Origin of the sequence: Herbiconiux sp., from assembly GCF_023264855.1 — a bacterium.
GTDB lineage: Bacteria > Actinomycetota > Actinomycetes > Actinomycetales > Microbacteriaceae > Herbiconiux.
The window spans coordinates 83,542-109,791 of record NZ_JAHFUW010000007.1; the positions used below are offsets into that span (position 1 = coordinate 83,542).

Consider the following 26,250-nt stretch of genomic DNA (forward strand, 5'->3'; position numbering starts at 1 on the left):
AGACGATTCGGTCAGCGGGCGCGGAAGGGCCGCTGGCAGCGCGGGCAGAGGTGCGACGAGCGGTTCATGAACTGCTCGCGCACGATCGGCGTGCCGCACCGGGTGCAGGGCTTGCCCTGCTGACCATAGGCATTCAGGCTGTGCGAGAAGTACCCCGAAGCGCCGTTCACGTTCACGTACTGCGCGTCGAAGCTGGTGCCGCCCTCCGCCAGGGCCTTCTCGAGCACGATCCGCACCTCGGCGAGGAGCTCGCGCATCCGCGGTCGGGCCAGCTTGTCGGACGGGTACTCGTAGTGCAGGCGCGCCGCCCAGAGCGACTCGTCGGCGTAGATGTTGCCGATGCCCGAGACCAGGGTCTGGTCGAGCAGGGCACGCTTGATCCCGGTGCGCTTGCGCCCGAGTGCGGCGAAGAAGCGCCCGTCGTCGAAGGCGGGGTCGAGCGGATCGCGCGCGATGTGCGCGACCTGCGACGGCACGCGCGCCCGCCAGGCCTCGACGTCATCCGCGGCTCCGAACCCGAAGTACCCGCCGGGCTGGCCGTCGGGTGTCGACAGCAACCGGTCGACGGCCATCGACCCGAAGATGCGCTGGTCGACGAAGTTCACCCAGAACTCCCCGTGCTCCGGATGCTCGATCTGCAGCCGGATGCGCAGCAGCCCGTCTTCTTCGACGCCCGGCGTGCGCAGCAGCACCTGCCCGCTCATGCCGAGGTGAGCGACGAGAGCGCGCTCGACGGCATCGGGGTGGGAGCCGGCCTCGGCGGTCTCCGGCGCCGACAGCGGGAACCAGAGGAACTTGCCGCGGCGACCCGCCGCGAGCATCCGGCGCCCGGTCAGCAGGGCCTCGAACGACCCCTCGAGTGGACTGTGCCTCTTGAGCGACCGCTGGTCGAACACCTCGACGCCCGTGATCAGCGCGCCCGAGACGGCGGGCTCGAGGCCGGCACGAACGACCTCGACTTCGGGGAGCTCAGGCACCGGATCCGGTACCTGCGGGAGTGCCCGCGGAACCGCCGAGCAGTGCGAACGCGGCCGCGGCGGCGAGCGACTCGGCCTGCTTCTTGCTCGACCCGCTGCCCGAGGCGGCGACCGTGGATCCGTCGGACACCGCACGCACCGACACGGTGGCCTCGAAGGTCTTGCGGTGATCGGGCCCGCTCTCCTGGATCTCGTAGACCGGAGCCTCGTACCCGAGCTGAGCCGCCCGCTCCTGGAGGGAGGTCTTCGGATCCATCGAGATGCCGAACCGCAGAGGATCGTTCGCGAGCGGCGACACGAGCCTCAGCACGAGTGCGGTCGCGACATCCGGGCCCTGATCGAGATAGGTGGCGCCGATCAGCGCTTCCATGGTGTCGGCGAGCAGGGAGGCCTTGTCGCGGCCTCCCGTGAGCTCTTCGCCGCGACCGAGCTTGAGATACGCCCCGAGTCCGATGGTCCGGGCGATCTCGGCGAGCGCCACGGTCGACACGAGCGAGGCCCGGCGCTTGGCGAGTTCCCCCTCGTCGAGCGCCGTGAACGTCGTGTAGAGCATCACCGTGACGGCTTGACCGAGGATCGAGTCGCCGAGGAACTCGAGGCGCTCGTTGGTGGGGATGCCGCCGTGCTCGTAGGAGTACGAGCGGTGCGTCAGCGCGAGATCGAGCAGGTCGGCGTCGAGGTCGATCTGCAGGGTCGCCAAAAGGTGCGATCGGTCTTCGGTGTAGTCAGAAGACACGGATCGCACCTTTCAGTAAGACCGCAGCCATCACGCTCGCGAAGTCACCTGCGCGAGCTCGTGAGGGTTTGATCAGATGTCGGCGACCTTGCGGCCCTTGTACTCCATGAACAGCGGGGTGCCCGCGGAGTCTTCGACGACCTTCGCGCGGTGCGGGAGGCTGTAGGTGGTCTTGCCGTTCTCGATGGTCTTGACGAGCGTGGGGACCTCGGCCTTCCACTGCGAACGACGCGCGTGGGTGTTGGAGCGTGACTGCTTCCGCTTCGGAACCGCCATGATTTTCTCTCTTCTTCTCGGCCTGCCCTGCGCTGTTCCGCACACGGCCGGGGTTCGTGGACCCGCGACTAGTTTTCGTCGGAGTCCGTGTCTTTGGAAGCTGCCACATTTCCGGACTGACTCAGTCCGGCCAGCGCCGACCATCTCGGATCGATCGCTTCGGGTGCAGGGGCCGCCGGCTGATCGGCCAGTCGCTCGCCCGTCACCGGGTCGAGGCCTGGGCAATCCGGCGTGCACACCGGCTGGAACGGCAGCGACAAAACCACCGTATCCCTGATCAGAGGTTCTAGGTCGACATGGTCGTCGTGAACTTCGTGATCGAAAGCTTCGTCAGAAGAATACGCGAAAAGCTCCTGGAATTCGACTTCTACAGGCAGAGTGATCTCGCGCAGGCAGCGCCCGCACTCGCCGTCGGCCTCACTGGAGACCTCGGCGCTCACCAGAATGCCCTCGTGCACCGACTCCAGACGCACGTCGACATGCAGTTCTTCACCGGCCTGAACGGCCACCAGGCCTTCGCCCAGCTTCTCCTTCACCGCCACGTCGAAGGAGTGCTCGCGCATCTCCCCCGGCTTGTGGAGGAGGTCGCGCACGTTGACCGTGTAAGGGGTCTTCTTGAATGTGCTCACTACGAGATCCTACCCGAGTTCCCGGACACCGAGGCGGCGTCAGGCCGGGTAGGGCGGGTTGCGGTGGGCGTTGGCGGCGACCACCGCGTCGGCCTCGGCTCGGAGTGCGTCGACGACCGTGCGGACGGCGAGGCGCTCGGCGCGGTCGGGACGGATGAGCGCGAAGATGTGGCGTTCGGAGACGACACCGCGCAGGTTCTTCAGCACGATCTCGCTGCGGTAGGCGCCACCGGCCGTGTAGCAGGGCAGGATGGCGATGCCGAGACCGTTCGCCACGAAGGCTTCGGTCACCCGGGTGTCGCCGAAGCGCTGCACCACATTCATGGGCGTGCCGGCAGCGGTCGAGATGTCTTGGATGGCCTTCTCGAACGGGTAGCCCCAGGGCACGCCGATCCAGCGTTCGCCGATCAGGTCTTCGGGGTCGAGCAGCTCTTTCGAAGCCAGCGGATGCCCGGGCGGCAGAGCGATGTCCAGCGGCTCGGTCATCAACTTCACGACCGTGATCTCGTTCGAGGGCCAGTTCATGGCCGCGGGTGAGGCCGTGTGCGCCAGCACGATGTCGAAGTCGGCCGTGAGCGCCGGGAAGTCGTCGCTCTCGGGATCCCGATCCGAGCAGTGCAGGGTGAGCCCGCCGATCGCGTCCAATCGCTTCACGGTTCCCGGCAGCAGCATCTGCCCGCCGGTCGGGAAGGTGGCCAGCGACACCTCGCCGGTCGGGTCGTTGCGGAACTCGTCCCACAGCGCATTGGCGTGCTCGATGGCCACGGCCACATCGGCGGCGCTGCGTGCGAGGGCACGCCCGGCATCCGTCAGCACGATGCCGCGGCCGGCCTTCTCGGTCAGCGGCAGCCCGGCCTCGCGCTCGAGCACGCGCAGCTGCTGCGAGACCGCCGACGGGGTGCGGTGGGTCGCGCGAGCGACCTCGGTGATGCTTCCTCGCTCGGCGAGTTCGCGCAGCAGTTCTAACCGACGTACGTCCATGTAGCGACTCTACACCGTAGCTGCAGAATCAATCGATTGTGCTTAACACCGCAGCACTGCCACGGTGAAGTCATCCGGCCCGGCAGACGGCCGGAGCATCCACCCGAGGAGGCCCCCATGATGATCGCACTGGTTCTGTTCGCGCTGGTCGCCCTGGCCGGCATCGCCGGCTCGATCGCCGTGCTTGCCCGCGACGGCTACCGCCGCGAGCCCGCCCGGCGACCGGCCGGCTGGTATCAGACGGTCGATCCGAGCGAGGCGAACGCCTCGTCGTAGATCGCCAGCGCCCTCTGCACCTCGGCATCCGTCACCACGCACGGCGGCACCACGTGCAGCCGGTTGTCGGCGAAGAAGGGCAGCAGCCCGCGCGCCAGCAGTGCAGCCTTCAGTTCGCCGATGACGGATGCCGGCACGGGCGCGTGCGTCGACCGGTCACTCACCAGGTCGAGCGCCCAGAACACGCCGAGCCCTCGCACCTCGCCGATGATCTCGTACTTCGCGGCCAACTCGGCGAGCCCGGGAGCCAGCAGTTCGCGGCCGATCCGCTCGGCGTTGGCGACGATGCCCTCCGACTCCATGGCGTCGATCGTGCCGACGATCGCGGCCATGGCCAGCGGATGCCCCGAGTACGTCAGTCCGCCCGGGAAGACGGCGTCGTCGAACACCTCGGCGATCGACGGAGAGATGATCACGCCGCCGGCCGGGACGTAGCCCGAGTTCACTCCCTTGGCGAAGGTGATGAGGTCGGGCTCGACGAGCCTGCCCTCCTGCGAGGCGAGCGACTGGAACGCGAACCAACCTCCGGTGCGCCCGAACCCGGCCATCACCTCGTCGAAGATCAGCACGATCCCGTACTTGTCGGCCAGCGCCCGCACCCCGCTGAGGTACCCGGGCGGCGGCACGAGCACGCCCGCGGTGCCGGGGACGGTCTCGATCAGGATCGCGGCGATCCCCGCCGGTCCCTCGGCCTGAATGATCCGCTCGAGGTGATGCAGCGCCCGTGAGCACTCCTCCTCGACCGACGACGACCAGAACTCCGAGCGGTAGGCGAACGGCCCGAAGAAGTGCGCGTGTCCCCGCGCATACTCGTTCGGCACCCGCCGCCAGTCGCCGGTGGCCACCACGGCAGCCCCCGTGTTCCCGTGGTACGACCGGTACTGCGACAGCACCTTGTCCCGCCCCGTGTAGAGCCGCGCCATCCGGATCGCGTTCTCATTGGCATCCGCACCACCGTTGGTGAAGAACACCTTGCTGAACGACGACCCGGCCTTCTCCAGAATCCGCTGGGCAGCCTTGCCTCGCGTCAGGTTCGCGTGAGCCGGCGCCACTGTCGTCAGCAGGTCGGCCTGCGCCTTGATGGCGTCGACGACCGCCGGATGCTGATGCCCGATGTTCGTGTTCACCAGCTGCGACGAGAAGTCGAGATACTCGTTCCCTTCGAAGTCCCACACCGTGGAGCCGGCCCCACCGGCGATCACCATCGGCTTCAACGCCCCCTGTGCCGACCACGAATGGAACACGTGCGCCCGATCCAACTCAAGCGCCAGCTGCTGGTCTCCCGGATCGAGTTCCATTCCTTTTCCCTACTTCTCTTCTGTCTGCATCGACTTGTACAACATCAAGGTGATCCGGGGGTGTTTCCGCCTCAGCCGCCTTTGAGCTCCGCTCAACCCCTAGGCGGAGGTGGAAACACCCCCGGATCACCGACCGGCGAGGTTACTCGCCGCCCGCCTTGAGCGTCACATCGATCGGCTTGTAGTCCGACCCCATGACATCCACACCCTCATCCTTCAACTCAGCCAGAGCCTTCTCCACGTACTCGTTGGAGAACGCACTAGCCGGCGGCTCCTCCGTGATCACGGTCGCGCCGGTCTCGTTGGGCGTGTCCATCGCGATGGAGACCGTCTGGTCCCACTGGTCCTGGTTGATGGTGCCGACGCCCGAGGTGGAGGGCCAGATCAGCTTGTTGACCTCGTTGGTCATCCAGAGCTGGTGGCTCTCGCCGAGCTGCGAGCCCGCGGCGGTCACGATCTTCGCGGCCTCCTCGGGGTTGTCGCGGGCGTAGGCCCAGCCCTCGATCGAGGCCTTGATGAACTTCACCGCGGTGTCGGCGTAGTCGGCGTCGTCGGCCAGGCGGTCGCTGTCGGCCCAGATGGCGTCCTGCAGCATGGCCGTGCCCTCGGTGTTCCAGTCGATCACGTTGAGCTCGTCGGGGGTGAAGAGCTCGCCGGTCGCGGGGTTCACCGACTCGAGAACCTGCGCGTACTCGTTGTAGGTCATCGCCTGGGCGGCCTGGATGTCGCCGGCCAGGAAGCCGTTCATGTCGAAGGCCTGCGAGACGAGCGAGATGTCGGAGAGGTTCACCTTGTCCTTCGCCATGCCGGCGAACAGCTCCCACTCGTTGCCGTAGCCCCAACTGCCGACGGTCTTGCCCTTGAGGTCGGCGACCGAGGTGATGTTCTGGTCCTTCATCGAGATCTGGGTGGTGCCCGAGCGCTCGAAGATCTGGGCGATGTCGGTGACGGCCGCGCCCTGCTCGATCGAGCCGAGCACCTTCGGCACCCAGGAGATGGCGAAGTCGGCGTCACCGCCGGTGAGCACGTCGATCGGCACGATGTCGGCCGCACCCTCGAGGATGGTGACGTCGAGCCCTTCCTTCTCGTAGAAGCCCTGGTCGAGTGCGGCGTAGTAGCCGGCGAACTGGGCCTGCGAGAACCACTGCAACTGCAGGCTCACCGGGGTCAGGTCGCCGGATGCGGCGTCGGTGGAGTCGCCGGAGCCCGAGCTCGAGCCTCCGCTGGAACAGCCGGCGAGCGCGAGTGCCGTGACGGCGAGCGCTCCGACGCCCCCAATGACACGGGCCCGAATGAGACGTGTGCTGCGTTTCATGCTTCCTCCTAATGGGTGATGCTGCGTGTGCTGCGGATGGTGCGGGTGGAGCGACCGGATGCGGGTGGTGCGAGGCATCCGGGGTCTGGTGGGCCGGCTACCGGCTCGGCTTGTAGTGCCGGGTCGCGAAGGTCTCGATGCCGAGGGTGACGCAGTAGAAGAGGAGCCCGACGAGGATGGCGCCGAGCACGTACGCCCAGGCCAGCTGGTAGTTCGACGACGAGGCGGCCGAGGTGATCGATTTGCCGAGGCCGCCGACGGGGCCGCCGAAGTACTCGGCGATCAGCGCCGAGATCACGGCGAGACTCGACGCGATCCGCAGCCCGGTGAAGATGAACGGCAGGGCACCGGGCACGGTGACCGTGCGGGTGGTCTGCCAGGCGGATGCCGCATAGACGTGCATCAGGTCGCGATGCACCGGGCGCACCTGCCGAAGTCCCCTCAGCGTGTTGATGTACACCGGGATGAACACGGCGATCGCCGCGACGAGCTGCCGCGCGGTCTCGGCTCCCGCCCCGAACATCGTGTAGAGCACGGGGGCGAGGGCCACGATCGGCACCACGGCGAGCGCGGCGATCACGGCCGCGCTGAGCTCGTCGATCACCCGGATGAGGGCCGAGATGATGGCGAACAGGATGCCCAGCACTCCCCCGATGACGAGCCCCACGAGGGCGTTGCCACCGGTGACCAGAGCGCCCGCGAGCACGGTGTCGAAGTTCGAACCGAACTGCTCGCCGATCGCCAGCGGGCCCGGCACGATGAACGGTTTGATCTCGAACGCCACGATCAGCAGCTGCCAGAGCGCGAGCGCGGCCACGCCGAGCAGCACCGGCGCGAGCACGGTGCGCAGGCGGCCGGCGGAGGCGTTCATCGGGTCTCCACCCCGCGGATGCCGACCGGCGCCTCGCCGTGCAGCAGTTCGCGCACCTTGCTGACGTTCTCGAAGAAGGCCTCGTTCTCGCGCAGCTGCTCGGTGCGCTCGGAGGCGCTGCCGAGCGACACGGTCAGGATGTCGCGGATGCGGCCGGGCCGAGGCGACATGACGACGACGCGGTTGGAGAGGTACACGGCCTCGGGGATGGAGTGGGTGACGAACACGACGGCGGCACCGGTCTCGGCGGTGACGCGCACGAGCTCGGTCTGCATCCGCTCACGGGTCATCTCGTCGAGCGCGCCGAACGGCTCGTCCATCAGCAGCAGTCGCGGGCTCTCGGCGAGCGAGCGGGCGATCGCGACGCGCTGCTGCATGCCGCCCGAGAGCTGGTCGGGATAGCTCTCGGCGAAGTCGGAGAGGCCGACGAGCGAAAGCAGTTCGGCCGACCGCGCCTTGCGGGCGGCGGCGCCCACGCCGTGCAGCTCGAGCGGCAGTTCGATGTTCGCCGTGACCGTGCGCCAGGGCAGCAGGCCCGCCTGCTGGAAGGCGATGCCGTACTCCTGGTCGATCCGGGCCTGGCGCGCGGTCTTGCCGAACACCGAGATCGTGCCCGTGGTGGGAGTGTCGAGATCGGCGATCAGGCGCAGCAGGGTCGACTTGCCGCATCCGGAGGGCCCGATCAACGACACGAATTCGCCCGGTGCGACCGTGAGTTCGATCTTCTCCAGCGCCGTGATGGTGGCCTTCTTCTTGCCGGTGAAGATCTTGTCGACCCCGGTGACCTGAAGGGCGGCCACCTCGACGGCGGATGCTGCGGATGCCTCGCTCACGCGGGCACCTCCCCTCTGCGGTAACGGCGGAGCAGGACTCCGAGCAGTGCGATGAAGCCGGCGGCGACGAGGCCGACCGCGATGGCTCCGAAGATGGGCGCCCAGGTCTTGGCGGGATCGCCGGAGGCCTGCTGGGCGTATTCGATGATCATCCGGCCGATGCCGCCGCGGAGGCCGATCGACACCTCCGCGACGACCGTGCCGATCACGGCGTTGGCGGCCGCGAGGCGGAGTGCCGGCAGCAGGTACGGCACGCTGGCCGGCAGGCGCAGGGTGAACAGCGTCTTCCACCAGCCGACCCCGTAGCTGCGGAACAGCTCGACGTGGATGGCGTCGGGCGAGTTGAGGCCGCGGAGGGCGCCGATCGACACCGGGAAGAAGGCGAGGTAGGAGGCGATCACGGCCACCGACATCCAGTTCTCCCAGGTGAAGTCGCCGAACTCCAGCTGCGAGCCCCAGCGGCGCACCAGCGGGGCGATGGCGATCAGCGGAACGGTCTGGCTGAGGATGATCCACGGCAGCACCGCCGACTCGGCCGTGCGGAAGCGCTGCATCAGCACGGCCAGCAGCAGCCCGACGGCCACACCGGCCACCCAGCCCACGGCAGCGACGCCGAGGGTGAACACGGCGGCCTGTGCCACGGCCAGCCACACCGGCTGGGCGTTGCGGCCCGATCCGGTCTCGCCGAACAACCGGCCGATCATGTCCCAGACGTGCGGCATGGCGAGGTCGGTGGTGCGGGGCAGGATCGTGAGGTCGCCCACCACGACTCCGGATGCGGGGCCGAGCGCCTTGTACAGCTCCCAGAGCACCACCAGCAGCAGCACGCCTCCGACGCCGAAGGCGATCCGCTTCAGCACGGCGTTGCCGCGGGGCGCGTTCTGGCCGCCCGGGCCGGAGCGGGGCCGGGCCGGCTTCGCGCGAGCGCTCGACGAGGGGGCTGCGGTCATGCCTTGGCCGTGATGTGCTCGCGGATGGCGGGCATCACCGTCTCGCTGTACACGCGGAGGGTCTCCTCCTTGTTGTCGTGCTGCAGGTAGCCGGCGAACTGGTCGACCCCGATGTCTTTGAACTGCTGGAGCTTCGCGATGTGATCCTCCGCGGTGCCGAGGATGCAGAAGCGGTCGACGATGTCGTCGGGCACGAAGTCGGCGTGCGTGTTGCCGGCCCGGCCGTGCTCGTTGTAGTCGTAGCCCTCGCGGCCCTTGATGTAGTCGGTGAGCGCCTGCGGAACCGCGCCGTCTGTTCCGTACTTCGAGACGATGTCGGCCACGTGGTTGCCCACCATGCCTCCGAACCAGCGGCACTGGTCGCGCATGTGCTCCCAGTCGTCGCCGATGTACATGGGTGCGGCCACGCAGAACTTGATGGCATCGGGGTCGCGGCCCACGTTCTCGGCGGCCTTGCGCACGGTGGCGATCATCCATTTGGCGATGTCGACGTCGCCGCACTGCAGGATGAAACCGTCGCCGACCTCACCGGTGAGCTTCAGCGCCAGCGGCCCGTAGGCGGCCACCCACATCTCGAGCTCGGAGCCGTGGCTCCAGGGGAACTGCAGGGTGGCCCCGTTGTACTCGACGCTCCGTGAGGAGGCCAGCTCGCGGATGACGTGGATCGATTCCCGCAGCGCCTTCAGCGTGGTGGGCGCCCCGTTGGTGACGCGCACCGCCGAGTCGCCTCGGCCGATGCCGCAGACCGTGCGGTTGCCGTACATCTCGTTGAGGGTGGCGTAGACGGATGCCGTGACGGTCCAGTCACGGGTGGCCGGGTTGGTGACCATCGGTCCGACCTTGATCTTGTGCGTCTCCGCGAGGATCTGCGAGTAGATCACGTAGGGCTCCTGCCAGAGCAGGTGCGAGTCGAAGGTCCAGAAGTAGTCGAAGCCGAACTGCTCGCTGAGCTTCGCGAGGCCGACCGTGCGGGCGGCGGGCGGGTTGGTCTGTACGACGACGCCGAAATCCATGCTGTGTGTCTCTCTCTCAGATCAGGTACTGGCTCAGGCCGCGCTTGAAGTACGCGCCGTCGCCCTTGGTGCCGAGGTAGGCGTTCTCGTCGACGATCTTGCGGCCGCGGGAGAACACGGTGTCGACGTGGCCGTCGATCTCGTAGCCCTCCCAGGCGGAGTAGTCCATGTTCATGTGGTGGGTCTTCCCCACCCCGATGCTGGTGTGGCCGTTGGGGTCGTAGATCACTACGTCGCCGTCTGCGCCGGGCTGGATGACGCCCTTCTTGCCGTAGATGCCGAACATCCGCGCCGGCGTCGTGCTCGTCAGCTCCACCCAGCGGGGCAGCGAGATCTCGCCCATCACGACGCCCTGGTAGATCAGGTCCATCCGGTGCTCGACCGAGCCGATGCCGTTCGGGATCTTCGAGAAGTTCCCGATCCCCATGTCTTTCTGGCCCTTCATGCAGAAGGGGCAGTGGTCGGTCGAGATGACCTGCAGGTCGTTCGTGCGAAGGCCCTGCCACATGTGGTGCTGGTGGCCTTCGTGCTTGGAGCGCAGCGGAGTGGAACACACCCACTTGGCGCCCTCGAAGTCGCCCCACTGCTCGCTCGTGGCGCCGAGCTGGTCTTCGAGCGACAGGTAGAGGTACTGCGGGCAGGTCTCGGCGAACACGTTCTGGCCGGTGTCGCGCGCCTGGGTGATCTGCGCGAGCGCCTCCTTGGCACTGACGTGCACGATGTAGAGCGGGGCGCCGGTGAGGTTCGCGAGCATGATCGCGCGGTGCGTGGCCTCCTCCTCCGCCTGCCAGGGGCGCGAGGTGCCGTGGTAGAACGGGGTCGTCTCGCCCCGCTCGATGTGCTGCTGCACGAGCAGATCGATCACCGAGCCGTTCTCGGCGTGCATCATCATCAGCGCACCGTTCGAGGCGCCCTTCTGCATGGCCTTCACGATCTGGCCGTCGTCGCTGAGGAACACGCCCTTGTACGCCATGAAGAGCTTGAACGAGGTGACGCCCTCGTTGATCAGCTCATCCATCGCCGTCAGAGAACTGTCCTGCACGTCGGAGAGGATCTGGTGGAACCCGTAGTCGACCGCGCACTGACCGGCCGCCTTCTCCTGCCACAGGTTGTACTGGTCGAGGATGTTCTCGCCGGCGTACTGCACCACGAAGTCGATGATCGACGTGGTGCCGCCGTGGGCCGCCGCGCGGGTGCCCGTCTCGAACGTGTCGCTGGCCTCGGTGCCGCCGAACGGCATCTGCATGTGCGTGTGCGCATCGATCCCGCCCGGGATCACGTACTTCCCGGCCGCATCCACCACCTGGTCGACATTGCCCGCCAGGTCGAAGCCCAGCAGAGTGCTCCCGGGCGCGAGCACGGCGGCGATCGTGTCGCCGTCGATCAGCACGTCCGCCTGGGCGGTGCCCGTCGCATTCACGACGGTTCCGTTGGTGATCAGGGTCTTGGTCATCGTCAGCTCCGTTGCTCGCTCGGTGATTACGGTTTCGGGATGCTCGTGTACGACTCGGGGCGGCGGTCGCGGTAGAACTGCCAGTCGTCGCGCACGGCCCGGATCATGTCGAGATCGAGGTCGCGGATGACGAGCTCCTCGGAATCGCCCGAGGCGTAGCCGCCCACGATGTTGCCCTGGGGGTCGGCGAACTGGCTGGTGCCGTAGAAGGTGACGGCGAGGTCGCCGTACTCGTTGTCCTCGCGCCCCACGCGGTTCGGCGCGGCCACGAAGTAGCCGTTGGCGGCGGCCGCGGCGGGCTGCTCGAGCTCCCAGAGCCGGTTCGAGAGGCCCGGCTTCGTGGCGTTGGGGTTGAACACGATCTGGGCGCCGTTCAGGCCGAGCTCGCGCCATCCCTCGGGGAAGTGGCGGTCGTAGCAGATGTAGACGCCGATCTTGCCGACGGCGGTGTCGAACACCGGGTAGCCGAGGTTGCCCGGGCGGAAGTAGAACTTCTCCCAGAAGCGGTCGACGTGCGGGATGTGGTGCTTGCGGTAGGAGCCGAGGATCGTGCCGTCGGCGTCCACCACCACGGCGGTGTTGTAGTAGATGCCCGGCTGGTCTTCTTCGTAGATCGGCAAGATCATCACGAGACCGAGCTCTTTGGCCAGGGCCGCGAAGCGCTGCACGATCGGGCCGTCGGCGGCCTCGGCGTAGGCGTAGTACTTCTTGTCCTGCGTGATGCCGAAGTAGGGGCCGTAGAACAGCTCCTGAAAGCAGATCACCTGGGCTCCGTCGGCCGCCGCGTCGCGGGCGAACTGCTCGTGCTTGGCGATCATGGATTCCTTGTCGCCCGTCCATGACGCCTGGGTGATCGCCGCTCGGATCGTCGCCATCTGCACTGTCCTTTCGGTGGGGGACGAGCGGCTTGTCTCCGCAGCCCGTTTTGTTATTATTCGGTCTGAACATTTCTCGTGTGTTTCAGACTGTGACGCGAGAGTAAATATGTCAAGAGTTGCGAGCACCACCCCCGGTGGGCTATCACCGGGTCCTTCGACGAATCGGAGCCAGATGCTCGACACGATCGTGGAGGCGGTCGAACACCGCACTCCGGAAGGTATCGCGGCCGCCATCTCGCGGCTCATCCGCACGGGGGCGCTGAACGCCGGCGACCGGTTGCCGACGGTGCGCGACGTGGCCTCGCGTCTGGGCGTGAGCCCCGCCACGGTGAGCAGCGCCTGGCAGGCCCTCAGCGGAGTGGGCCTGATCACCTCCCGCGGCCGGGCCGGCAGCTTCGTGCTGCAGGCCACGGCGCCCTGGATGCCGCCGCACTTCGGTGAGCTGGCCGGCTCGCACGTCGTGGCCCGCCTCGACCTCTCGACCGGCACGCCCGACCCTGCGCTGCTGCCCGACCTCAGCGCCGCGCTCACGAAGCTCCCGACCCGGGCCGACACCGCGAGCTATCTCTCCAGCCCCGTGCTGCCCGAGCTGGAGCGGCACCTGCGGGCATCCTGGCCCTATCCGGTGGGCTCGCTGACGATCGTCGACGGCGCCCTCGACGCCGTCTCGCGCTCGCTCGAGACGCTCGTGCGGTTCGGCGACCGCGTGGTGGTGGAGAACCCCGGATTCCCGCCGTTCCTGGATCTGCTCGAGCATCTGGGGGTCGAGCGGATCCCGGTGGAGCTCGACGGCGAAGGGATGCGGCCCGACCAGCTCGCCCGGGCCCTGCTGCTGAACCCCGTGGCGATCATCCTGCAGCCGCGCGCCCACAATCCCAGCGGCATCTCGATGACGGCGGGGCGGATGCGCGAGCTCGCGCGGGTGCTGCGGGCGCACGAGCACCTCGGCGACCCGGTGATCATCGAAGACGACCACTCGGGCGAGATCTCGTCGTCGCCGTCGCAGAGCCTCGGCGCCTGGCTGCCCCAGCGCACGCTGCACATCCGCAGCTACGCCAAGTCGCACGGCCCCGACCTGCGTATCGCAGCGCTCGGCGGGCCCGAGCCGCTGATCGACCGGATCGTGGCCCGACGGATGCTGGGGCCGGGCTGGACCTCGCGGATGCTGCAGACCATCCTGTACCAGCTGCTCACGGCCAGCGTCTCGGTGAACGCCGTGCACGACGCGCGGCGCATCTACCAGGCCCGGCAGCGGATGCTGTCGGAGGCCCTGGTGCGCAACGGGCTGCCGCACACGCCCTCCGACGGGATCAACACCTGGATTCCGGTGGCCGACGAGAAGGCGGCGATCGTGACGCTGGCGGCCAGCGGCATCCGGGTGGCCGCGGGATCGACGTTCGCGATGGCGCCGGGGGGCGGGCAGTTCCTGCGCGTGACCGCGGGGCGGGTGGGCGAGGACTTCGAGCTCGTGGGCGGCCTGCTGGCGGCGGCCGCACTGGCATCACCGCGCTGATCTTTGCTCATTTTTCTCTTGCTTCCTATTGCTGGCATTGCTAGCATCGTGCCCACGACCTGAGGGGACGAGATGGCGACGATTACGGTGCGAGATCTCGACGAAACGACCCGAGCCAAGCTGCGCATCCGGGCAGCCCGCAACGGACGCTCGATGGAGGCAGAAGTGCGCGCAATTCTCGATTCGGCGGTCGCCGATCAACCCACGAAGTGGGAACCCCTGGGTACACGAATCCGAGCCCTGGTCGCTGAACGGGGAGGGGCGGACGACCTGATTCCCCACCTGCCCATCCGCGAGAACGACGGGTCCCACCGCATCCCCGATTTCACCCACCCGAAGTACGGGATCGACGAATGATCCTGCTCGACACGAACGTCATCTCCGAGCTCATGCTCACCGAGGCCGACAGCGGAGTGCTGCACTGGTTCGCCGACCTCCCGCGGGAGGAGGTGGCGACGACGGCTGTGTGCGCGGCCGAACTCTTCAAGGGGATCGCCACCATGCCCGAGGGCGCGAAACGCACCACCGTGGCAGAACTCGTCTCCATGATGCTCGACGTGGAACTGGCCGGCCGCATCCACCCGTTCGATGCCGACGCGGCGCTGGAGTTCGCTGAGGTGTTCAGCACACGCAAAGCACTCGGACGGCCTGTCTCGTACGCCGACGCACAGATCGCTTCGATCGCCCGGGTGCATCACGCCACCATCGCCACCCGCAATACCCGCGATTTCGAGTACGCGGGAATCGAAGTCGTCAATCCCTGGATCGGCTGAGAATTCAGCGAGCGACTCGGCCGGCGCACGGCGTGCGGTTGAATGGGGACGTGAAGATCACGGTGCTGGCGGGCGGAGTCGGGGGTGCGAGGTTCCTGCGGGGGCTGCGCACGCAGTTGCGGAAGGCGTATCCGAACGGCGACGGCGGGTCGACCGCCGAGATCACCGCGGTGGTGAACACGGGCGACGACATGTGGCTCACAGGGCTGCGGGTGTGCCCCGACCTCGACTCGATCATGTACACCCTCGGCGGCGCCAACGACGACGAGCGCGGCTGGGGCCGCAAGGGCGAGAGCGAGCGGGTTTCGGCCGAGCTCACCGCCTACGGCATCGGCTGGCCGTGGTTCACGCTCGGCGATCTCGACCTCGGCACCCACATCGCCCGTTCGAGCTTTCTGCGCGACGGCCTGACGCTCACCGAGGCCACCGCACGCCTGGCGGAGCGCTGGAACCTCGGCATCCGGCTCCTTCCGATGAGCGACCAGTCCGTCGAGACCCACGTCGAGATCGAGCTCGACGGCCGGCGTCGCATCGTGCACTTCGAGGAGTGGTGGGTGAAGCACCGCGCCACCGTGCCGGCCAAGCGCTTCATCCAGGTCGGCGTGGATGCCGCGACGCCCACCCCCGAGGTGCGGCACGCCATCGCGCACGCCGACATCGTTCTGCTCGCCCCCTCGAACCCCGTCGTCTCGATCGGCACCATTCTGGGCGTGCCCGGGATGCGCGCCGCCCTCCGCGAGGCGAAGGCCCCGATCGTGGGAGTCTCCCCCATCATCTCCGGCGCGGCCGTGCGCGGCATGGCCGACGCCTGCCTCACGGCGATCGGCGTCGAGACCACAGCCGCAGCGGTCGCCAAGCACTACGGCTCCCGCCGCCGCAGCACCACAGGCCTGCTCGACGCCTGGCTGGTCGACGAGACGGATGCGGCATCCGTCCCCGTGCTCGAGGCGGCCGGAATCCGCACCCGCGCCGTGCCCCTCTGGATGCGCGACCCCGACACGAGCGCCCAGCTCGCCGCCGACGCCCTGGCAGCTGCCCTCTCGTGACCTTTCCCCGGCGCGGGAGCGAGCGTCGCTAGACGGCCTTGATCGCGATCAGCCAGGCGTAGACGGCCATCGAGATCACGTAGACGGCGATCACGATGGCGTACCCGTAGAAGTGCACCCGGGCGGGCTGGTTGCGCTTGATCCACCAGCCGAACATCCGGAACGCCCAGGGCACGAAGAACCAGCCGAGCAGCTGGGTCGACACCAGGTTGCCGATGAACAGCGAGAGCCAGAACGGAACCCCGTGGTCGTCGAACAGCGGCGCCGCGACGAAGTAGCCCCAGAGGAACACGATCGGGTAGAGCATCATGAGCACCAGCAGGTTGCTCTTGAACACCGGGTCGGGCAGCGGCTTGTCCTTCTGCCCGCTCCAGAAGCCGAAGCCGTAGCTCGCCTTGGTGAGCGACAGCTTCTCGTTGTAGGCCTTGCCGGCCTCCAGCAGTGCCTTGCGCTCCGGTGAGTCGATCCAGGCGTTCAGGTGGGCGTCGGTGTCGAAGCTGAGGATGACCACCCAGTCGTCTTGCACACCGGGGACGGGACGCTCGATCTTGTGACCGAGGAAGCCGTCGAAGCGCGACTCCACCGCCGAGATCTCCCGCTGCCAGTCGAGGTAGGCCGACTCGTCCTCGGGCGCCACCTTGCTCGAGATGAGCACGGACGCCGCCTCGGACGGATGCTTCGCCTCCTCGGTGAACAGGTGCACGTCGTCGTTGCCGATGAACTCGTCGCGGATCTCGGTCATCAGCTGCTGACGCTCGGCGCTCTGCAACCAGCCGCGGGCCGAGTCGACGTCGCGGAAGCGCTGCACCACCACCCAGTCCACCTGCAACGGCGGGTCGGGCCGGATGACCTGCCGGTCGAGGAAGCCCGGCCACTGCGCGATGTGCTCGCCCACCTTCTCCTGCCAGGCGGCGTACTTCTCGTAGCTGGACTCGGCCAGCCTGCGGTGGACCACCAACGCGACGGGCCCGCCGGCTTCCGCCGACGGCGCGGTCCCCGTGCTGGTCTCGGTCACCGCAGTCACGCCTTCTGGTAGGCGAGCTCGCCCATCACCCAGGTCTGGTCGACGGCGCGCTCGTCGGCGACCATCATGACGCCGAACAGCAGGTCGGTGACGGTCTGCAGGTTCAGCACGTCGCCGGCCTTCTCCAGCAGCAGCGAGGCGTGCCACGGCGCGGCGGGCGGACCCTGGGTCCAGTCGAGGGCGACGAAGTCGGCCTCCTTGCCGATGTCGAAGGTGCCCACCTTGTCGTCGATGTAGAGCGACTCGGCGCCGCCGCGGGTGAGCAGGTAGAAGGCACGCAGCGAGGAGAGCTTGTTGCGCTCGGACTCGGCGAGATCCTGGTCGCTCGGCACGATCGAGCCGTCGAGGATGGTGTTCTGCAGCATCCCGACCTTGTAGGCGTCTTCGAGCGAGTTGAGCAGGCTGAAGCGGTTGCCTCCGCCCATGTCGGTGCCGATCGACAGCAGCACGCGGTGCTCGGGGTCCAGGGCCTTGCCCAGGCGGAACAGTCCCGAACCGAGGTACAGGTTCGATGACGGGCAGAAGGCCACCGCCGCACCCTTGTCGCTCAGCCGGCGGAACTCGTCGTTGGAGAGCCAGACGCCGTGCCCACCGGTGAACTTCGGTCCGACCAGATCGAACTTCTCGTACACGCCGAGGTAGTCGTGGCAGTCGTCGTGCAGGGCCAGCACACCGTGGATCTCGGCCGGGTTCTCGGAGATGTGGGTGTTGATCCACAGGTCCGGATGTTCCGTCTTGAGCTTCTGGCAGGCGGCCAGCAGCTCGTTCGAGGCACCGAAGCCGAAGCGGGGGGTGAGCGCGTAGAGGTTGCGGCCCTGTCCGTGCCACTTCTCGATCAGCGTCTTCGAGTCCTCGTAGAACTGCTCGGGGGTGTTGGCGAAGTACTCGGGCACGTGACGGTCGATACCGGTGAGGCCGCCGATCATGCGCATGTTGCGGCGCGAGGCCTCTTCGAAGAACACCTCGTTGCAGGTGAGGTTGCCGGTGGTGAAGGTCTGCGCGGTGGTGGTGCCCGAGGCGAGCAGGTTGTCGAAGAAGTGCTTGGTGCCCTCTTCGGCGTAGTCGCGCTCGGCGTAGCGGTGCTCCTCCGGGAAGACCCACTTCTGCAGCCACGGCAGCAACTGCTCGCCGTAGGCGCCGAGCACGCGGGTCTGCGGCAGGTGGATGTGGCCGTCGATGAAGCCGGGGAGGATGATGCGGTCGGCGATCTCGGTGACCTCGACGTCCGGATGCTTCGGAGCGACCTCGTCGTAGGGACCGAAGTCGACGATGATGCCGTCTTCGATCACGAGCAGCCCGTCGAGCTGGAAGCGCACGGCAGCCTCTTCGTTTCCGACGTGCTTCCACGGGTCGTCGATGAAGTCGAGGAACGTGCCGCGGACCGCTTTCAATGCCATGAGATTTCCCATTCTCTAGATGGGGCCATGCTCCCACAGAAGGTGGGGGTGCCACTGCTCCAGAACAGGGGGTAACGGGGCTCCGGATCGAAAGGGGGGTGCGCCCGTCAGAGCCGCCTCGGAGCCGTCTCCCGGCGCCTCAGGGCCGGTCTCCGATGTTGGAGACCGAGACCGTCGAGCTCGACTTCTGGCCGTCGGCGCCCACCACGGTGAAGGCGTAGACGTGGTCGTCGTAGCACTGGAAGTCGACCGTGATCGAGCCGCTGTCGGCGGCCACCGATTGGTAGGGCGCGGCCTGCGCATCCGAGGTGTCGACGCCGAACCAGGCTTTTGCTCCCCCGGTGCTCGACCAGCTGAAGGTGATCGGCGTGCTCTTGAGGCCCGGGAACCCCGGTGCGTCGATCGAACACGGCACGGTGTTCTGCGAGGCGGAGAAGGAGGTGATCACGGGCGCCGCCACGCCGGGCTGCGGATCGGGGCCGGGATCCGGATCGGGGTCCGGCTGGGGAGCGGCCGTCGGCGAGGTGGACGGCGTGGCGCTCGCGGTCGGCGCCGCAGTGGGTGTGGGGGTGGGCGTCGCCGAAGTGGTCGACGAGGTCGACGAGGTCGAAGGCGCCGGAGCCTCCGCACCGTCGGCGAAGATCAGGCCGAGCACCACGGCGATGAGGGTGACCACGGCGACCGCGAGCACGACGATCCAGATCCACGCCTTGGACCTCTTCGGCGGCGGCGGACTCGGCGGCCCGGATGGGCCCGGCGGCGGAGGCGCCGCGGGTGGTGGGGCCGCGGGTGGCGGCGGCGTGTTCGCCCCGGGAGGCAGCGGCGGGATCCCGCCCGCACCCGATCCGGAGCCGCCGGGCGGGAAGGCCGGGTACTTCTCGGTGGGACTGTCGCTCATGAGGCACCCCGATCCAGAACGCGCGTACCGATCTGGTGCTCACCCTGGCACAGCACTCGCGCGGCCTCAAGCCCCGAACGGCGCCCGTCGAGCGGGGGTGAGCGGATGCTACGGGCGAGCGAACGCGCCGAGCGCCGCTTCAGGGCTCTCGTACGGCCCCGACCACGCCTGAGCCGTGTGCAGCCGCGCGAGCTTGGCGTGCCACCCGTCCTTCAGCTCGAACAGCACCGCGGTGGGCACCTCGGCCTCTCCCACGAACAGCAGCGCACTCTTGTTCTCGTGAAACTCGATTCTCCCCATGCCCCCACGCTAACGCCGCCGTGTTTCAGCCATATGAACCGCATGTGAATGCCGTAACACCGTGACAAAACGACGGAGATTTCCCCCGACGCGGGCCGGCGCGAACGCCGCCGCCGCGTGTCGGGGAAATCTCCGTCGTTTTGGATCAGGAAGTTCAGGCCTCCGTGTCGCCGTCGACCCAGTCGAGGGTCTTCGTGACGGCCTTCTTCCAGTTGCGCAGCTGGCGCTCGCGCTCGGCGTCGTCCATGTTGGGCGTCCAGCGCGAGTCCTCCTGCCAGTTGGCGCGGAGCTCGTCGAGCGAACCCCAGAAGCCCACCGCGAGGCCGGCCGCGTAGGCCGCACCGAGAGCGGTGGTCTCGGCCACGACCGGACGCACCACCGGCACGCCCAGGATGTCGGCCTGGAACTGCATCAGGGTGTTGTTGGCGATCATGCCGCCGTCGACCTTGAGCTCGGTGAGGTCGACGCCGGAGTCGGCGTTGACCGCATCCAGCACCTCGCGGGTCTGGAAGGCGGTCGCCTCGAGGGCGGCGCGGGCGATGTGGCCCTTGTTCACGTAGCGGGTCAGGCCCACCAGCGCACCGCGGGCATCCGACCGCCAGTACGGCGCGAACAGACCCGAGAACGCCGGCACGAAGTAGGCACCGCCGTTGTCGTCGACCGTCTTGGCCAGCTCCTCCACCTCGGGGGCGGAGGAGATGATGCCGAGGTTGTCGCGCAGCCACTGGATGAGCGAACCGGTCACCGCGATCGATCCCTCGAGCGCGTAGTGCGCCGGAGCATCGCCCAGCTTGTAGCCGAGGGTGGTGAGCAGCCCGTTCTTGGAGTGCACGATCTCGGTGTCGGTGTTGAAGATCAGGAAGTTGCCGGTGCCGTAGGTGTTCTTCGACTCGCCGGCGTCGAACGCCGCTTGACCGAAGGTGGCGGCCTGCTGGTCGCCCAGGATGCCGGCCACGGGAACCTCGCGCAGCAGGTTCGACGACTCGACCTGGCCGTAGACCTCGGAGGAGCTCTTGATCTCGGGCAGCATCGACTTCGGCACGCCGAAGGCCTCGAGGATGTCGTCACGCCACTGAAGCGTCTCGAGATCCATGAAGAGGGTGCGCGAGGCGTTGGTGACGTCGGTGGCGTGCACGCCGCCCTCGGTGCCGCCGGTGAGGTTCCAGAGAACCCAGGAGTCAGTGGTGCCGAACAACAGGTCGCCGGCTTCGGCGGCCTCGCGGGCACCCTCGACGTTCTCCAGGATCCAGACGATCTTCGTACCCGAGAAGTAGGTCGCGAGCGGGAGGCCCACGATCTGCTTGAAGCGCTCGACGCCCAGGTCGCTGTCGGCCGCGAGACGGTCGACGATCGACTGGGTGCGGGTGTCCTGCCACACGATGGCGTTGTAGACGGGCTTGCCGGTGTTCTTGTTCCACACCACCGCGGTCTCGCGCTGGTTGGTGATGCCCACCGAGGCGATGTCGTGGCGGGTCAGGTCGCCCTTGGAGAGCGCCTGGCCGATGACCTCGCGCACGTTGTCCCAGATCTCGATCGGGTCGTGCTCGACCCAGCCCGCCTTCGGGAAGATCTGCTCGTGCTCCTTCTGGCCGGTCGAGACGATCGTGCCGGCGTGGTCGAAGATGATCGCCCGCGAGGAGGTGGTGCCCTGGTCGATGGCCAGGACGTACTTCTTGTCAGTCATGTCTAACTCCTTTGTAGAGATGGTTCTGATGGGTCAGGTGCTCAGGTGAGGATCGGCAGCAGCGGGATGGCTGCGAGACCGGCCAGCACACCGCCGATGATCGGGCCCACGACCGGGACCCAGGAGTACGACCAGTCGGACGAACCCTTGCCCTTGATCGGCAGGATGAAGTGCGCGATGCGCGGGCCGAGGTCACGAGCCGGGTTGATCGCGTATCCGGTCGGGCCACCGAGCGAGGCACCGATACCGATCACCAGCAGCGCCACCGGCAGAGCGCCCAGAGCCGCGAGACCGCCGTCGCCCTGACGACCGCCACCGAAACCGATCACCACGAACACCAGCACGAACGTGCCGATGATCTCGGTCACCAGGTTCCAGCCGTACGAGCGGATCGCCGGACCGGTCGAGAACACGCCCAGCTTGTTCGCCGGCTCCGGCTCCTCATCGAAGTGCTGCTTGTACGCCAGCCACACGAACACCGCACCGATGATCGCACCGATCAGCTGCGCACCGATGTACGCGATCACCGTGAGCGCGTTCACGTCGACGGGCGTCGCCGCCGATCCGAACGAGGTGGCGCCGTTGGCGAGCAGGCCCAGCGTGACCGCCGGGTTCAGGTGCGCGCCCGAGGCGTAGGAGACGATCACACCGGCGAAGACCGCGAGGCCCCAGCCGATGTTGACCATGAGCGTTCCGCCGTTGAATCCCTTGGTGCGGATGAGCGCCACGTTGGCGACCACACCGCAGCCGAGCAGAACCAGGAGGGCTGTGCCCACCAGCTCCGACAGGAAGTCGATTCCGAGATTGTCCACGTTGACCTTTCTTCAGGGGCGGCGACATCGCCGCCCTTTCTCAGTTGACGCCGGCGGTCGCCGTCGTGCTCGCCGCGTCGACCACGATGCCGTGGAAGAAACGGAGGTTCTCGGCCGCGAGCTCGCGCTCGGCGGTCAGTCGGGCGTCGTCCCAGCCCTGGGCCGCGGCGGCGAGCGTGCTCAGCTCGTCGAACACGGCCTGGTCCAGCGAGCCCACGAAAGCGATGATGCTGCGGCGCAGCACGAGGTCGGCCAGGTGCACCGTGTGCTCACGGGTCATCAGGTGGTCGATCTCGCCGGTGCTGTAGCCGGGCAGGGTCGCGAGCGGAGCATCCGTCGCCCCGTCTTCGTCGTAGGCCGCGATGTGCGCGATCACCGAGGCGGCGTTCGTGCCGTAGCGCTGCAGCAGCACGCGGGTGCGCGCCTCGCCGAGGTCGGCGCCGTGGGCCTTGACCCAGCTGGTGGTGGCCGCCTCCGTCTGCGGGAAGCCGGCGCCGCCGCCGATCGCGAGATCGACGGTGCTCACCGTGCGGGTCGTGCCGAGCAGGGCCAGCGTGTCGTTGGTCATGTGCTCGGAGAGGGCACGGAAGGTGGTCCACTTGCCGCCGACGAGGCTGAGCTGCTTGACCGTCTTCGACGACCCGAAGGAGGTCTGCTCGATGCGGTAGTCGCGCGACACGAAGCCGGGAGCGGTGTCACCGTGGCCGGGCAGCGGGCGGATGCCGGAGTAGCGGTAGACGATCTGCGGCCGGTTCACCTCGATGGTGGGGAACACGTGCTTGACGAGGCCGAAGAAGTAGTCGACCTCCTCTTCGGTGCACACGCTGGGCTCGGCCGGGTCGGCCTCGAGGTCGGTGGTGCCCACGAGCACGCGGCCGTTCAGCGGGTAGATCAGCACGATGCGTCCGTCGTCGTTCTCGAAGAACACCTCGCCGCCGGCGCAGGCCTCGTAGAGCTCGTCGTTGTCGAGCACGATGTGCGAGCCCTTGGTCCCGCCCATGTACTTGGTGGCTTCGCCGAGGGCCTTGTTGGTGAGGTCGGTCCAGGGGCCGGTCGTGTTGACCACCACGTCGGCGGTCACCTCGAACTCCTCGCCGGAGACGAGGTCCCGCAGCACCACGGCGTCGCCGTTCGAACCGACGGCCTCGACGTAGTTCGCCGTGCGGGCGTGCGGACCGGTGGCCAGCGCATCCTGAACCAGGTCGAGCGCGAGACGCTCGGGGTTCTCGACCGCGGCGTCGTAGTAGGTGGCGGTGTACTTCACGTCGCCCCGGAGCTTGGGCAGCTTGGCGAGCGACTTCTTGCGGCCCACGAACTTGTGGCGCGGCACGTTTCCGCCGTCGCGCGAGAACGAGTCGTAGCCCATCAGGCCGACCTTGATCAGCAGCGCGCCGCGCTCCTTCGGCTTGCCCTGCTTGTGGGTGATGAAGCGCAGCGGTGCGCTCAGGATGCCCGAGAAGGTGGAGAAGATCGGGATGGTGGTGGGCAGCGGCTTCACGTAGTGCGGGGCGAGACGCAGGAGACGGTTGCGCTCCTGCACGCTCTCGCGCACCAGGCGGAACTCGCCGTTCTCGAGGTAGCGCACGCCACCGTGGATCATGTGGCTGCTGGCGGCGGACGCGCCGGAGGCGTAGTCACCACGCTCGACGAGGATGACCTCGACGCCCTGCAGGGCGAGGTCGCGGAAGGTGCCGATTCCGTTGATGCCGCCGCCGATGACGAGCACCTGCGCTTTCGGGTTCGAGCGGATGGCCTCGACGCCCTGACGGGTCGAGGTCTGGGGGCGGTCGGATCGGGGGGAACTCACTGTGTACTCGCCTTCGTGTCTCCGTGAGGGTTGCCGTGCTGCAATCCATGCGACGACTTACAGTTCTAGGACGTTCTTCACATATGATCAAGCCAGATGCACATATGTGCAGGATCGACCCGAAAGGATGCGACGACGCATGGCGAGTGACCCGGCCCTCGGCACCGACAAGACGCGCGACGCCCTGCGCGCCGCCCACCTCTACTACATGCAGGATCTGACGATGGAGGCCATCGCCAGCGAGCTGCACACCTCCCGTTCGTCCATCTCGCGACTGCTCGGCTTCGCCCGGGAGACCGGGCTGGTGGAGATCCAGGTGAAGTCGCCGGCGGATCGCGTGTCGTCGGTGCAAGACCGCATCCTGGCCCGGTACGGGGTGACGGCCCATGTCGTGCCGGTGCCCGACTCGACCGCCGAGGTCGACCGGCTGGAGCGCGTGGCGATGAGCGCTGCACGGATTCTCGGGCCCTTCTTCGACTCGAACATGACCATGGGCATCGCCTGGGGCTCGACGCTGTCGGCCGTGTCACGGCACCTGCAGGACAAGGTGACGCACAACTCGCAGATCGTGCAGTTGAACGGAGCCTCCAACGCCCGCACCACCGGAATCGGCTATGCGAGCGAGATCATGAGCCGCTTCGGCAAGGCCTATGGCGCCTACGTGCAGCAGTTCCCCGTGCCGGCGTTCTTCGACGACCCGCGCACCAAGGAGGTGCTGTGGCGCGAGCGCAGCATCCGGCGCGTGCTGGAGATCCAGAAGCACATGGACATCGCGCTGTTCGGGCTCGGCTCGGCGTTCGCCGACGTGCCCTCGCACGTGTACGTGGGCGGCTACCTCGACGACGCCGACTTCGAGCAGCTCGCGCACTCCGACGTGGTGGGCGATGTGGCGACGGTGTTCTACCGGGCCGACGGCTCCAGCGAGGACATCCCGATGAACGCCCGCTCCTCGGGCCCCTCGCTGGCGCTGCTGTCGAAGGTGTCGCGGCGCGTCTGCGTGGTGTCGGGGCGCTCGAAGCTGCCGGCGCTGCGAGGCGCCCTGGCGGCCGGGGTGATGACCGACCTCATCATCGACGAGGCCACCGCGCACTCGCTGCTCGAGGCCTGAGGGGTTCGCGACTTGCCACATGTTGTGGCAAGTCGGCGCGAAAAGTGACGACTTCTGCCAAGTGGCGGCGCTCGGCCGCCAGTCAGGCGGTGCGGAGGGCGAGGGCGCTGCGGGTGGCGGGGCCAACCCCGTGAGCTACGGCCCGGGCGAGGTCGGCTTCGGTGTCGACGTCGAGGCGGAGTCCGGATGCCGCGGGCAGGTCGAGCTCGTGGTGCCCGGCGGCGCGGTGGCGGGCGGCCGAGCCCTCGCCGTAGCGCGGGGTGAGACGGTCGCCGGCCCGCGCGGTGATCAGGGTCGTCCCGAGTCCTGCCGCATCCGGGACGAAAGCGAGCGGATGCTCCTGCGCGCGCTCCAGGGCCAGGTCGACGTCGTCGGGGACGAGGCAGGGAAGGTCGCCGAGCAGGGCGGCCACCGGGGCTCGGGGATCAGCCCGGGCGATGCCGGCCGCGACGGCGGCGTTCAGACCCGCACGCGGATCGTCGACGATGTCGGCGCCGAGGGCGGCGAGCACGGTGGCGGCCTCGCTCGCCGGTTCGGTGACGACGATGACGCGCTCCACCGCTTCGGACGAGAGCAGCGCCGCGATCGCGTCGCTCGCGAACGCCTGCATCAGACGCATCCGGGTCTCGGGGTCGACACCGGGGGCGAGGCGCGATTTGCCGGCCGACGTCCCTTTGACGGGGACCACGACGGTCCACGACTGCGCGGTTCGGGAATCGGCCATCGGACGATTATCGCGCATCCGGACGCCCCTCCTGCCGCTCACCGGTCGGGCCGGAGGGAAAGAGAACGATCGGTACCAAGGTGAGGAATGATTCCGGCGCTCGGCGCGTTGCACCCGTCGTGAGCAGAACTTTCCATGAGATCGAGGGCGAACGCGGCGTGGTGTCGCGGTATCGCCGCCACCCCAACGGCAAGGGATACGTCGCCGTCGGCTCCGAGGTCGACGTGTCCGCCTATGTCGACCCGACCGCGTACGTGGAGACCGGTGCGCGCATCGGCCAGAAAGCGCGCATCGCCGCCGGCAGCTGGATCGAAGCCGGAGCCGTGCTCGGCGCGGGAGTCGCCGTCGGCGCGAACGTGCACGTGGGCGAAGCGGCCGTGATCGGCCGCGGCGCCGTCATCGGCAGCCACTCCCGCGTGGGCGCGCGGGCCGTCGTCTCCGACGACGTGCACGTGCCCCGCGACACCGCGGTACCGGCCGGCGCGGCGCTCCGCCGCGACGGCGCGTCCGGCGCTGCCGGCAGCCGCGTCTCCGACGCGCGCTACGGCAAGGCGGCGTAGCAGCCCGCCTCCCCCGGTACCCGGTTCGCCGGGGTTCGTGCAGAAATAGCGACCGCCGAGCTCGTAGAGGGCTCGGCGGTCGCTATTTCTGCACGAACCCCGAATCAGCGCCGGACCG

The 26,250-nt window shown here is 68.1% G+C and carries 28 protein-coding genes; 7 read left to right on the top strand and 21 right to left on the bottom strand.

Features of this window, described 5'->3' with window-relative positions; genetic code table 11:
• Positions 1 to 11: 11 nt before the first annotated feature.
• The 5 genes from mutM to Q0D75_RS04730 form a co-directional block, all read right to left on the bottom strand.
• On the bottom strand, positions 12 to 977 hold the full coding sequence (gene mutM / locus Q0D75_RS04710) for a bifunctional DNA-formamidopyrimidine glycosylase/DNA-(apurinic or apyrimidinic site) lyase (RefSeq protein WP_291049948.1): 966 nt from the start codon (positions 975 to 977) through the stop codon (positions 12 to 14).
• Positions 970 to 1,713, bottom strand: coding sequence for a ribonuclease III (gene rnc / locus Q0D75_RS04715; RefSeq protein WP_291049950.1), 744 nt, complete (start codon positions 1,711 to 1,713; stop codon positions 970 to 972). Before rnc ends, mutM begins: the two co-directional genes overlap by 8 nt.
• A 72-nt stretch (positions 1,714 to 1,785) precedes the next feature.
• Positions 1,786 to 1,989 carry a 50S ribosomal protein L32 gene (rpmF, locus tag Q0D75_RS04720; protein WP_291049952.1) on the bottom strand — a complete coding sequence of 68 codons (204 nt, stop codon included), beginning with the start codon at positions 1,987 to 1,989 and terminating at the stop codon, positions 1,786 to 1,788.
• Between the two features lie 68 nt (positions 1,990 to 2,057).
• A complete protein-coding gene (locus tag Q0D75_RS04725) occupies positions 2,058 to 2,552 on the bottom strand; it encodes a DUF177 domain-containing protein (protein ID WP_291050005.1) in 495 nt (164 codons plus the stop codon).
• Between the two features lie 105 nt (positions 2,553 to 2,657).
• Complete coding sequence (locus tag Q0D75_RS04730; protein ID WP_291049954.1) at positions 2,658 to 3,599, bottom strand: LysR family transcriptional regulator; 942 nt, start codon at positions 3,597 to 3,599, stop codon at positions 2,658 to 2,660.
• Between the two features lie 117 nt (positions 3,600 to 3,716).
• Here Q0D75_RS04730 and Q0D75_RS04735 point away from each other — a divergent pair, with 117 nt between their 5' ends.
• Positions 3,717 to 3,875, top strand: a complete 159-nt coding sequence (locus tag Q0D75_RS04735; protein WP_291049956.1) for a hypothetical protein — start codon at positions 3,717 to 3,719, stop codon at positions 3,873 to 3,875.
• Here the strand turns inward: Q0D75_RS04735 and Q0D75_RS04740 are convergent.
• The 8 genes from Q0D75_RS04740 to Q0D75_RS04775 form a co-directional block, all read right to left on the bottom strand.
• Positions 3,836 to 5,173 (bottom strand): aspartate aminotransferase family protein, encoded by a 1,338-nt coding sequence (locus Q0D75_RS04740; protein WP_291049958.1) that lies wholly within the window; start codon positions 5,171 to 5,173, stop codon positions 3,836 to 3,838. The two genes, Q0D75_RS04735 and Q0D75_RS04740, sit on opposite strands and share 40 nt — an antisense overlap.
• 142 nt (positions 5,174 to 5,315) lie before the next feature.
• The gene (locus tag Q0D75_RS04745) at positions 5,316 to 6,488 is read right to left on the bottom strand and encodes an ABC transporter substrate-binding protein (protein WP_291049960.1); all 1,173 of its coding nucleotides are present in this window, start codon (positions 6,486 to 6,488) and stop codon (positions 5,316 to 5,318) included.
• 97 nt (positions 6,489 to 6,585) lie between these two features.
• Positions 6,586 to 7,359, bottom strand: a complete 774-nt coding sequence (locus Q0D75_RS04750) for an ABC transporter permease (protein WP_291049962.1) — start codon at positions 7,357 to 7,359, stop codon at positions 6,586 to 6,588.
• Positions 7,356 to 8,192 (bottom strand): ABC transporter ATP-binding protein, encoded by an 837-nt coding sequence (locus Q0D75_RS04755; protein WP_291049964.1) that lies wholly within the window; start codon positions 8,190 to 8,192, stop codon positions 7,356 to 7,358. Before Q0D75_RS04755 ends, Q0D75_RS04750 begins: the two co-directional genes overlap by 4 nt.
• On the bottom strand, positions 8,189 to 9,142 hold the full coding sequence (locus Q0D75_RS04760; RefSeq protein ID WP_291049966.1) for an ABC transporter permease subunit: 954 nt from the start codon (positions 9,140 to 9,142) through the stop codon (positions 8,189 to 8,191). The genes Q0D75_RS04755 and Q0D75_RS04760 overlap by 4 nt, the downstream gene beginning before the upstream one ends.
• Positions 9,139 to 10,155 carry a TIGR03842 family LLM class F420-dependent oxidoreductase gene (locus Q0D75_RS04765; protein ID WP_291049968.1) on the bottom strand — a complete coding sequence of 339 codons (1,017 nt, stop codon included), beginning with the start codon at positions 10,153 to 10,155 and terminating at the stop codon, positions 9,139 to 9,141. The genes Q0D75_RS04760 and Q0D75_RS04765 overlap by 4 nt, the downstream gene beginning before the upstream one ends.
• 16 nt (positions 10,156 to 10,171) lie before the next feature.
• The gene (hydA, locus tag Q0D75_RS04770) at positions 10,172 to 11,608 is read right to left on the bottom strand and encodes a dihydropyrimidinase (RefSeq protein WP_291049970.1); all 1,437 of its coding nucleotides are present in this window, start codon (positions 11,606 to 11,608) and stop codon (positions 10,172 to 10,174) included.
• 26 nt (positions 11,609 to 11,634) lie between these two features.
• Complete coding sequence (locus Q0D75_RS04775) at positions 11,635 to 12,483, bottom strand: nitrilase-related carbon-nitrogen hydrolase (protein ID WP_291049972.1); 849 nt, start codon at positions 12,481 to 12,483, stop codon at positions 11,635 to 11,637.
• Positions 12,484 to 12,658: 175 nt separating this feature from the next.
• Between Q0D75_RS04775 and Q0D75_RS04780 the strand changes: the two genes are divergently transcribed.
• The 4 genes from Q0D75_RS04780 (at position 12,659) to cofD (ending at position 15,818) form a co-directional block, all read left to right on the top strand.
• Positions 12,659 to 13,999: an aminotransferase class I/II-fold pyridoxal phosphate-dependent enzyme gene (locus Q0D75_RS04780; protein ID WP_291049974.1), complete on the top strand. Its 1,341-nt coding sequence runs from the start codon at positions 12,659 to 12,661 to the stop codon at positions 13,997 to 13,999.
• A 72-nt stretch (positions 14,000 to 14,071) separates the two neighbouring features.
• Positions 14,072 to 14,356: a toxin-antitoxin system gene (locus Q0D75_RS04785; RefSeq protein WP_291049976.1), complete on the top strand. Its 285-nt coding sequence runs from the start codon at positions 14,072 to 14,074 to the stop codon at positions 14,354 to 14,356.
• Positions 14,353 to 14,772: a type II toxin-antitoxin system VapC family toxin gene (locus tag Q0D75_RS04790; protein ID WP_291049978.1), complete on the top strand. Its 420-nt coding sequence runs from the start codon at positions 14,353 to 14,355 to the stop codon at positions 14,770 to 14,772. The genes Q0D75_RS04785 and Q0D75_RS04790 overlap by 4 nt, the downstream gene beginning before the upstream one ends.
• Before the next feature lie 50 nt (positions 14,773 to 14,822).
• On the top strand, positions 14,823 to 15,818 hold the full coding sequence (cofD, locus tag Q0D75_RS04795; protein ID WP_291049980.1) for a 2-phospho-L-lactate transferase: 996 nt from the start codon (positions 14,823 to 14,825) through the stop codon (positions 15,816 to 15,818).
• A gap of 28 nt (positions 15,819 to 15,846) precedes the next feature.
• Here the strand turns inward: cofD and Q0D75_RS04800 are convergent, their stop codons facing one another.
• The 7 genes from Q0D75_RS04800 to Q0D75_RS04830 form a co-directional block, all read right to left on the bottom strand.
• Positions 15,847 to 16,833: an antibiotic biosynthesis monooxygenase gene (locus tag Q0D75_RS04800; protein WP_291049982.1), complete on the bottom strand. Its 987-nt coding sequence runs from the start codon at positions 16,831 to 16,833 to the stop codon at positions 15,847 to 15,849.
• Positions 16,834 to 16,838: 5 nt separating this feature from the next.
• Positions 16,839 to 18,239, bottom strand: coding sequence for a guanine deaminase (guaD, locus tag Q0D75_RS04805; protein WP_291049984.1), 1,401 nt, complete (start codon positions 18,237 to 18,239; stop codon positions 16,839 to 16,841).
• A gap of 139 nt (positions 18,240 to 18,378) precedes the next feature.
• Positions 18,379 to 19,137, bottom strand: a complete 759-nt coding sequence (locus Q0D75_RS04810) for a hypothetical protein (protein ID WP_291049986.1) — start codon at positions 19,135 to 19,137, stop codon at positions 18,379 to 18,381.
• A 108-nt stretch (positions 19,138 to 19,245) separates the two neighbouring features.
• Positions 19,246 to 19,437, bottom strand: a complete 192-nt coding sequence (locus Q0D75_RS04815; protein WP_291049989.1) for a hypothetical protein — start codon at positions 19,435 to 19,437, stop codon at positions 19,246 to 19,248.
• 154 nt (positions 19,438 to 19,591) lie between these two features.
• Positions 19,592 to 21,121, bottom strand: a complete 1,530-nt coding sequence (glpK, locus tag Q0D75_RS04820; protein WP_291049991.1) for a glycerol kinase GlpK — start codon at positions 21,119 to 21,121, stop codon at positions 19,592 to 19,594.
• Positions 21,122 to 21,162: 41 nt separating this feature from the next.
• Positions 21,163 to 21,933 (bottom strand): MIP/aquaporin family protein, encoded by a 771-nt coding sequence (locus Q0D75_RS04825; protein ID WP_291049993.1) that lies wholly within the window; start codon positions 21,931 to 21,933, stop codon positions 21,163 to 21,165.
• A 40-nt stretch (positions 21,934 to 21,973) separates the two neighbouring features.
• Complete coding sequence (locus tag Q0D75_RS04830; RefSeq protein WP_291049995.1) at positions 21,974 to 23,740, bottom strand: glycerol-3-phosphate dehydrogenase/oxidase; 1,767 nt, start codon at positions 23,738 to 23,740, stop codon at positions 21,974 to 21,976.
• Between the two features lie 139 nt (positions 23,741 to 23,879).
• On the opposite strand from Q0D75_RS04830, the gene Q0D75_RS04835 reads away from it, so the two are divergent.
• Positions 23,880 to 24,848: a sugar-binding domain-containing protein gene (locus tag Q0D75_RS04835; protein ID WP_291049997.1), complete on the top strand. Its 969-nt coding sequence runs from the start codon at positions 23,880 to 23,882 to the stop codon at positions 24,846 to 24,848.
• Positions 24,849 to 24,930: 82 nt separating this feature from the next.
• On the opposite strand, the gene cofC is transcribed toward Q0D75_RS04835, so the two are convergent.
• A complete protein-coding gene (gene cofC / locus Q0D75_RS04840) occupies positions 24,931 to 25,572 on the bottom strand; it encodes a 2-phospho-L-lactate guanylyltransferase (RefSeq protein WP_291049999.1) in 642 nt (213 codons plus the stop codon).
• A 119-nt stretch (positions 25,573 to 25,691) separates the two neighbouring features.
• Between cofC and Q0D75_RS04845 the strand changes: the two genes are divergently transcribed.
• Entirely contained in the window at positions 25,692 to 26,132 is a 441-nt protein-coding gene (locus Q0D75_RS04845; protein ID WP_291050001.1) for a transferase, read from the top strand.
• Positions 26,133 to 26,250 lie beyond the last annotated feature (118 nt).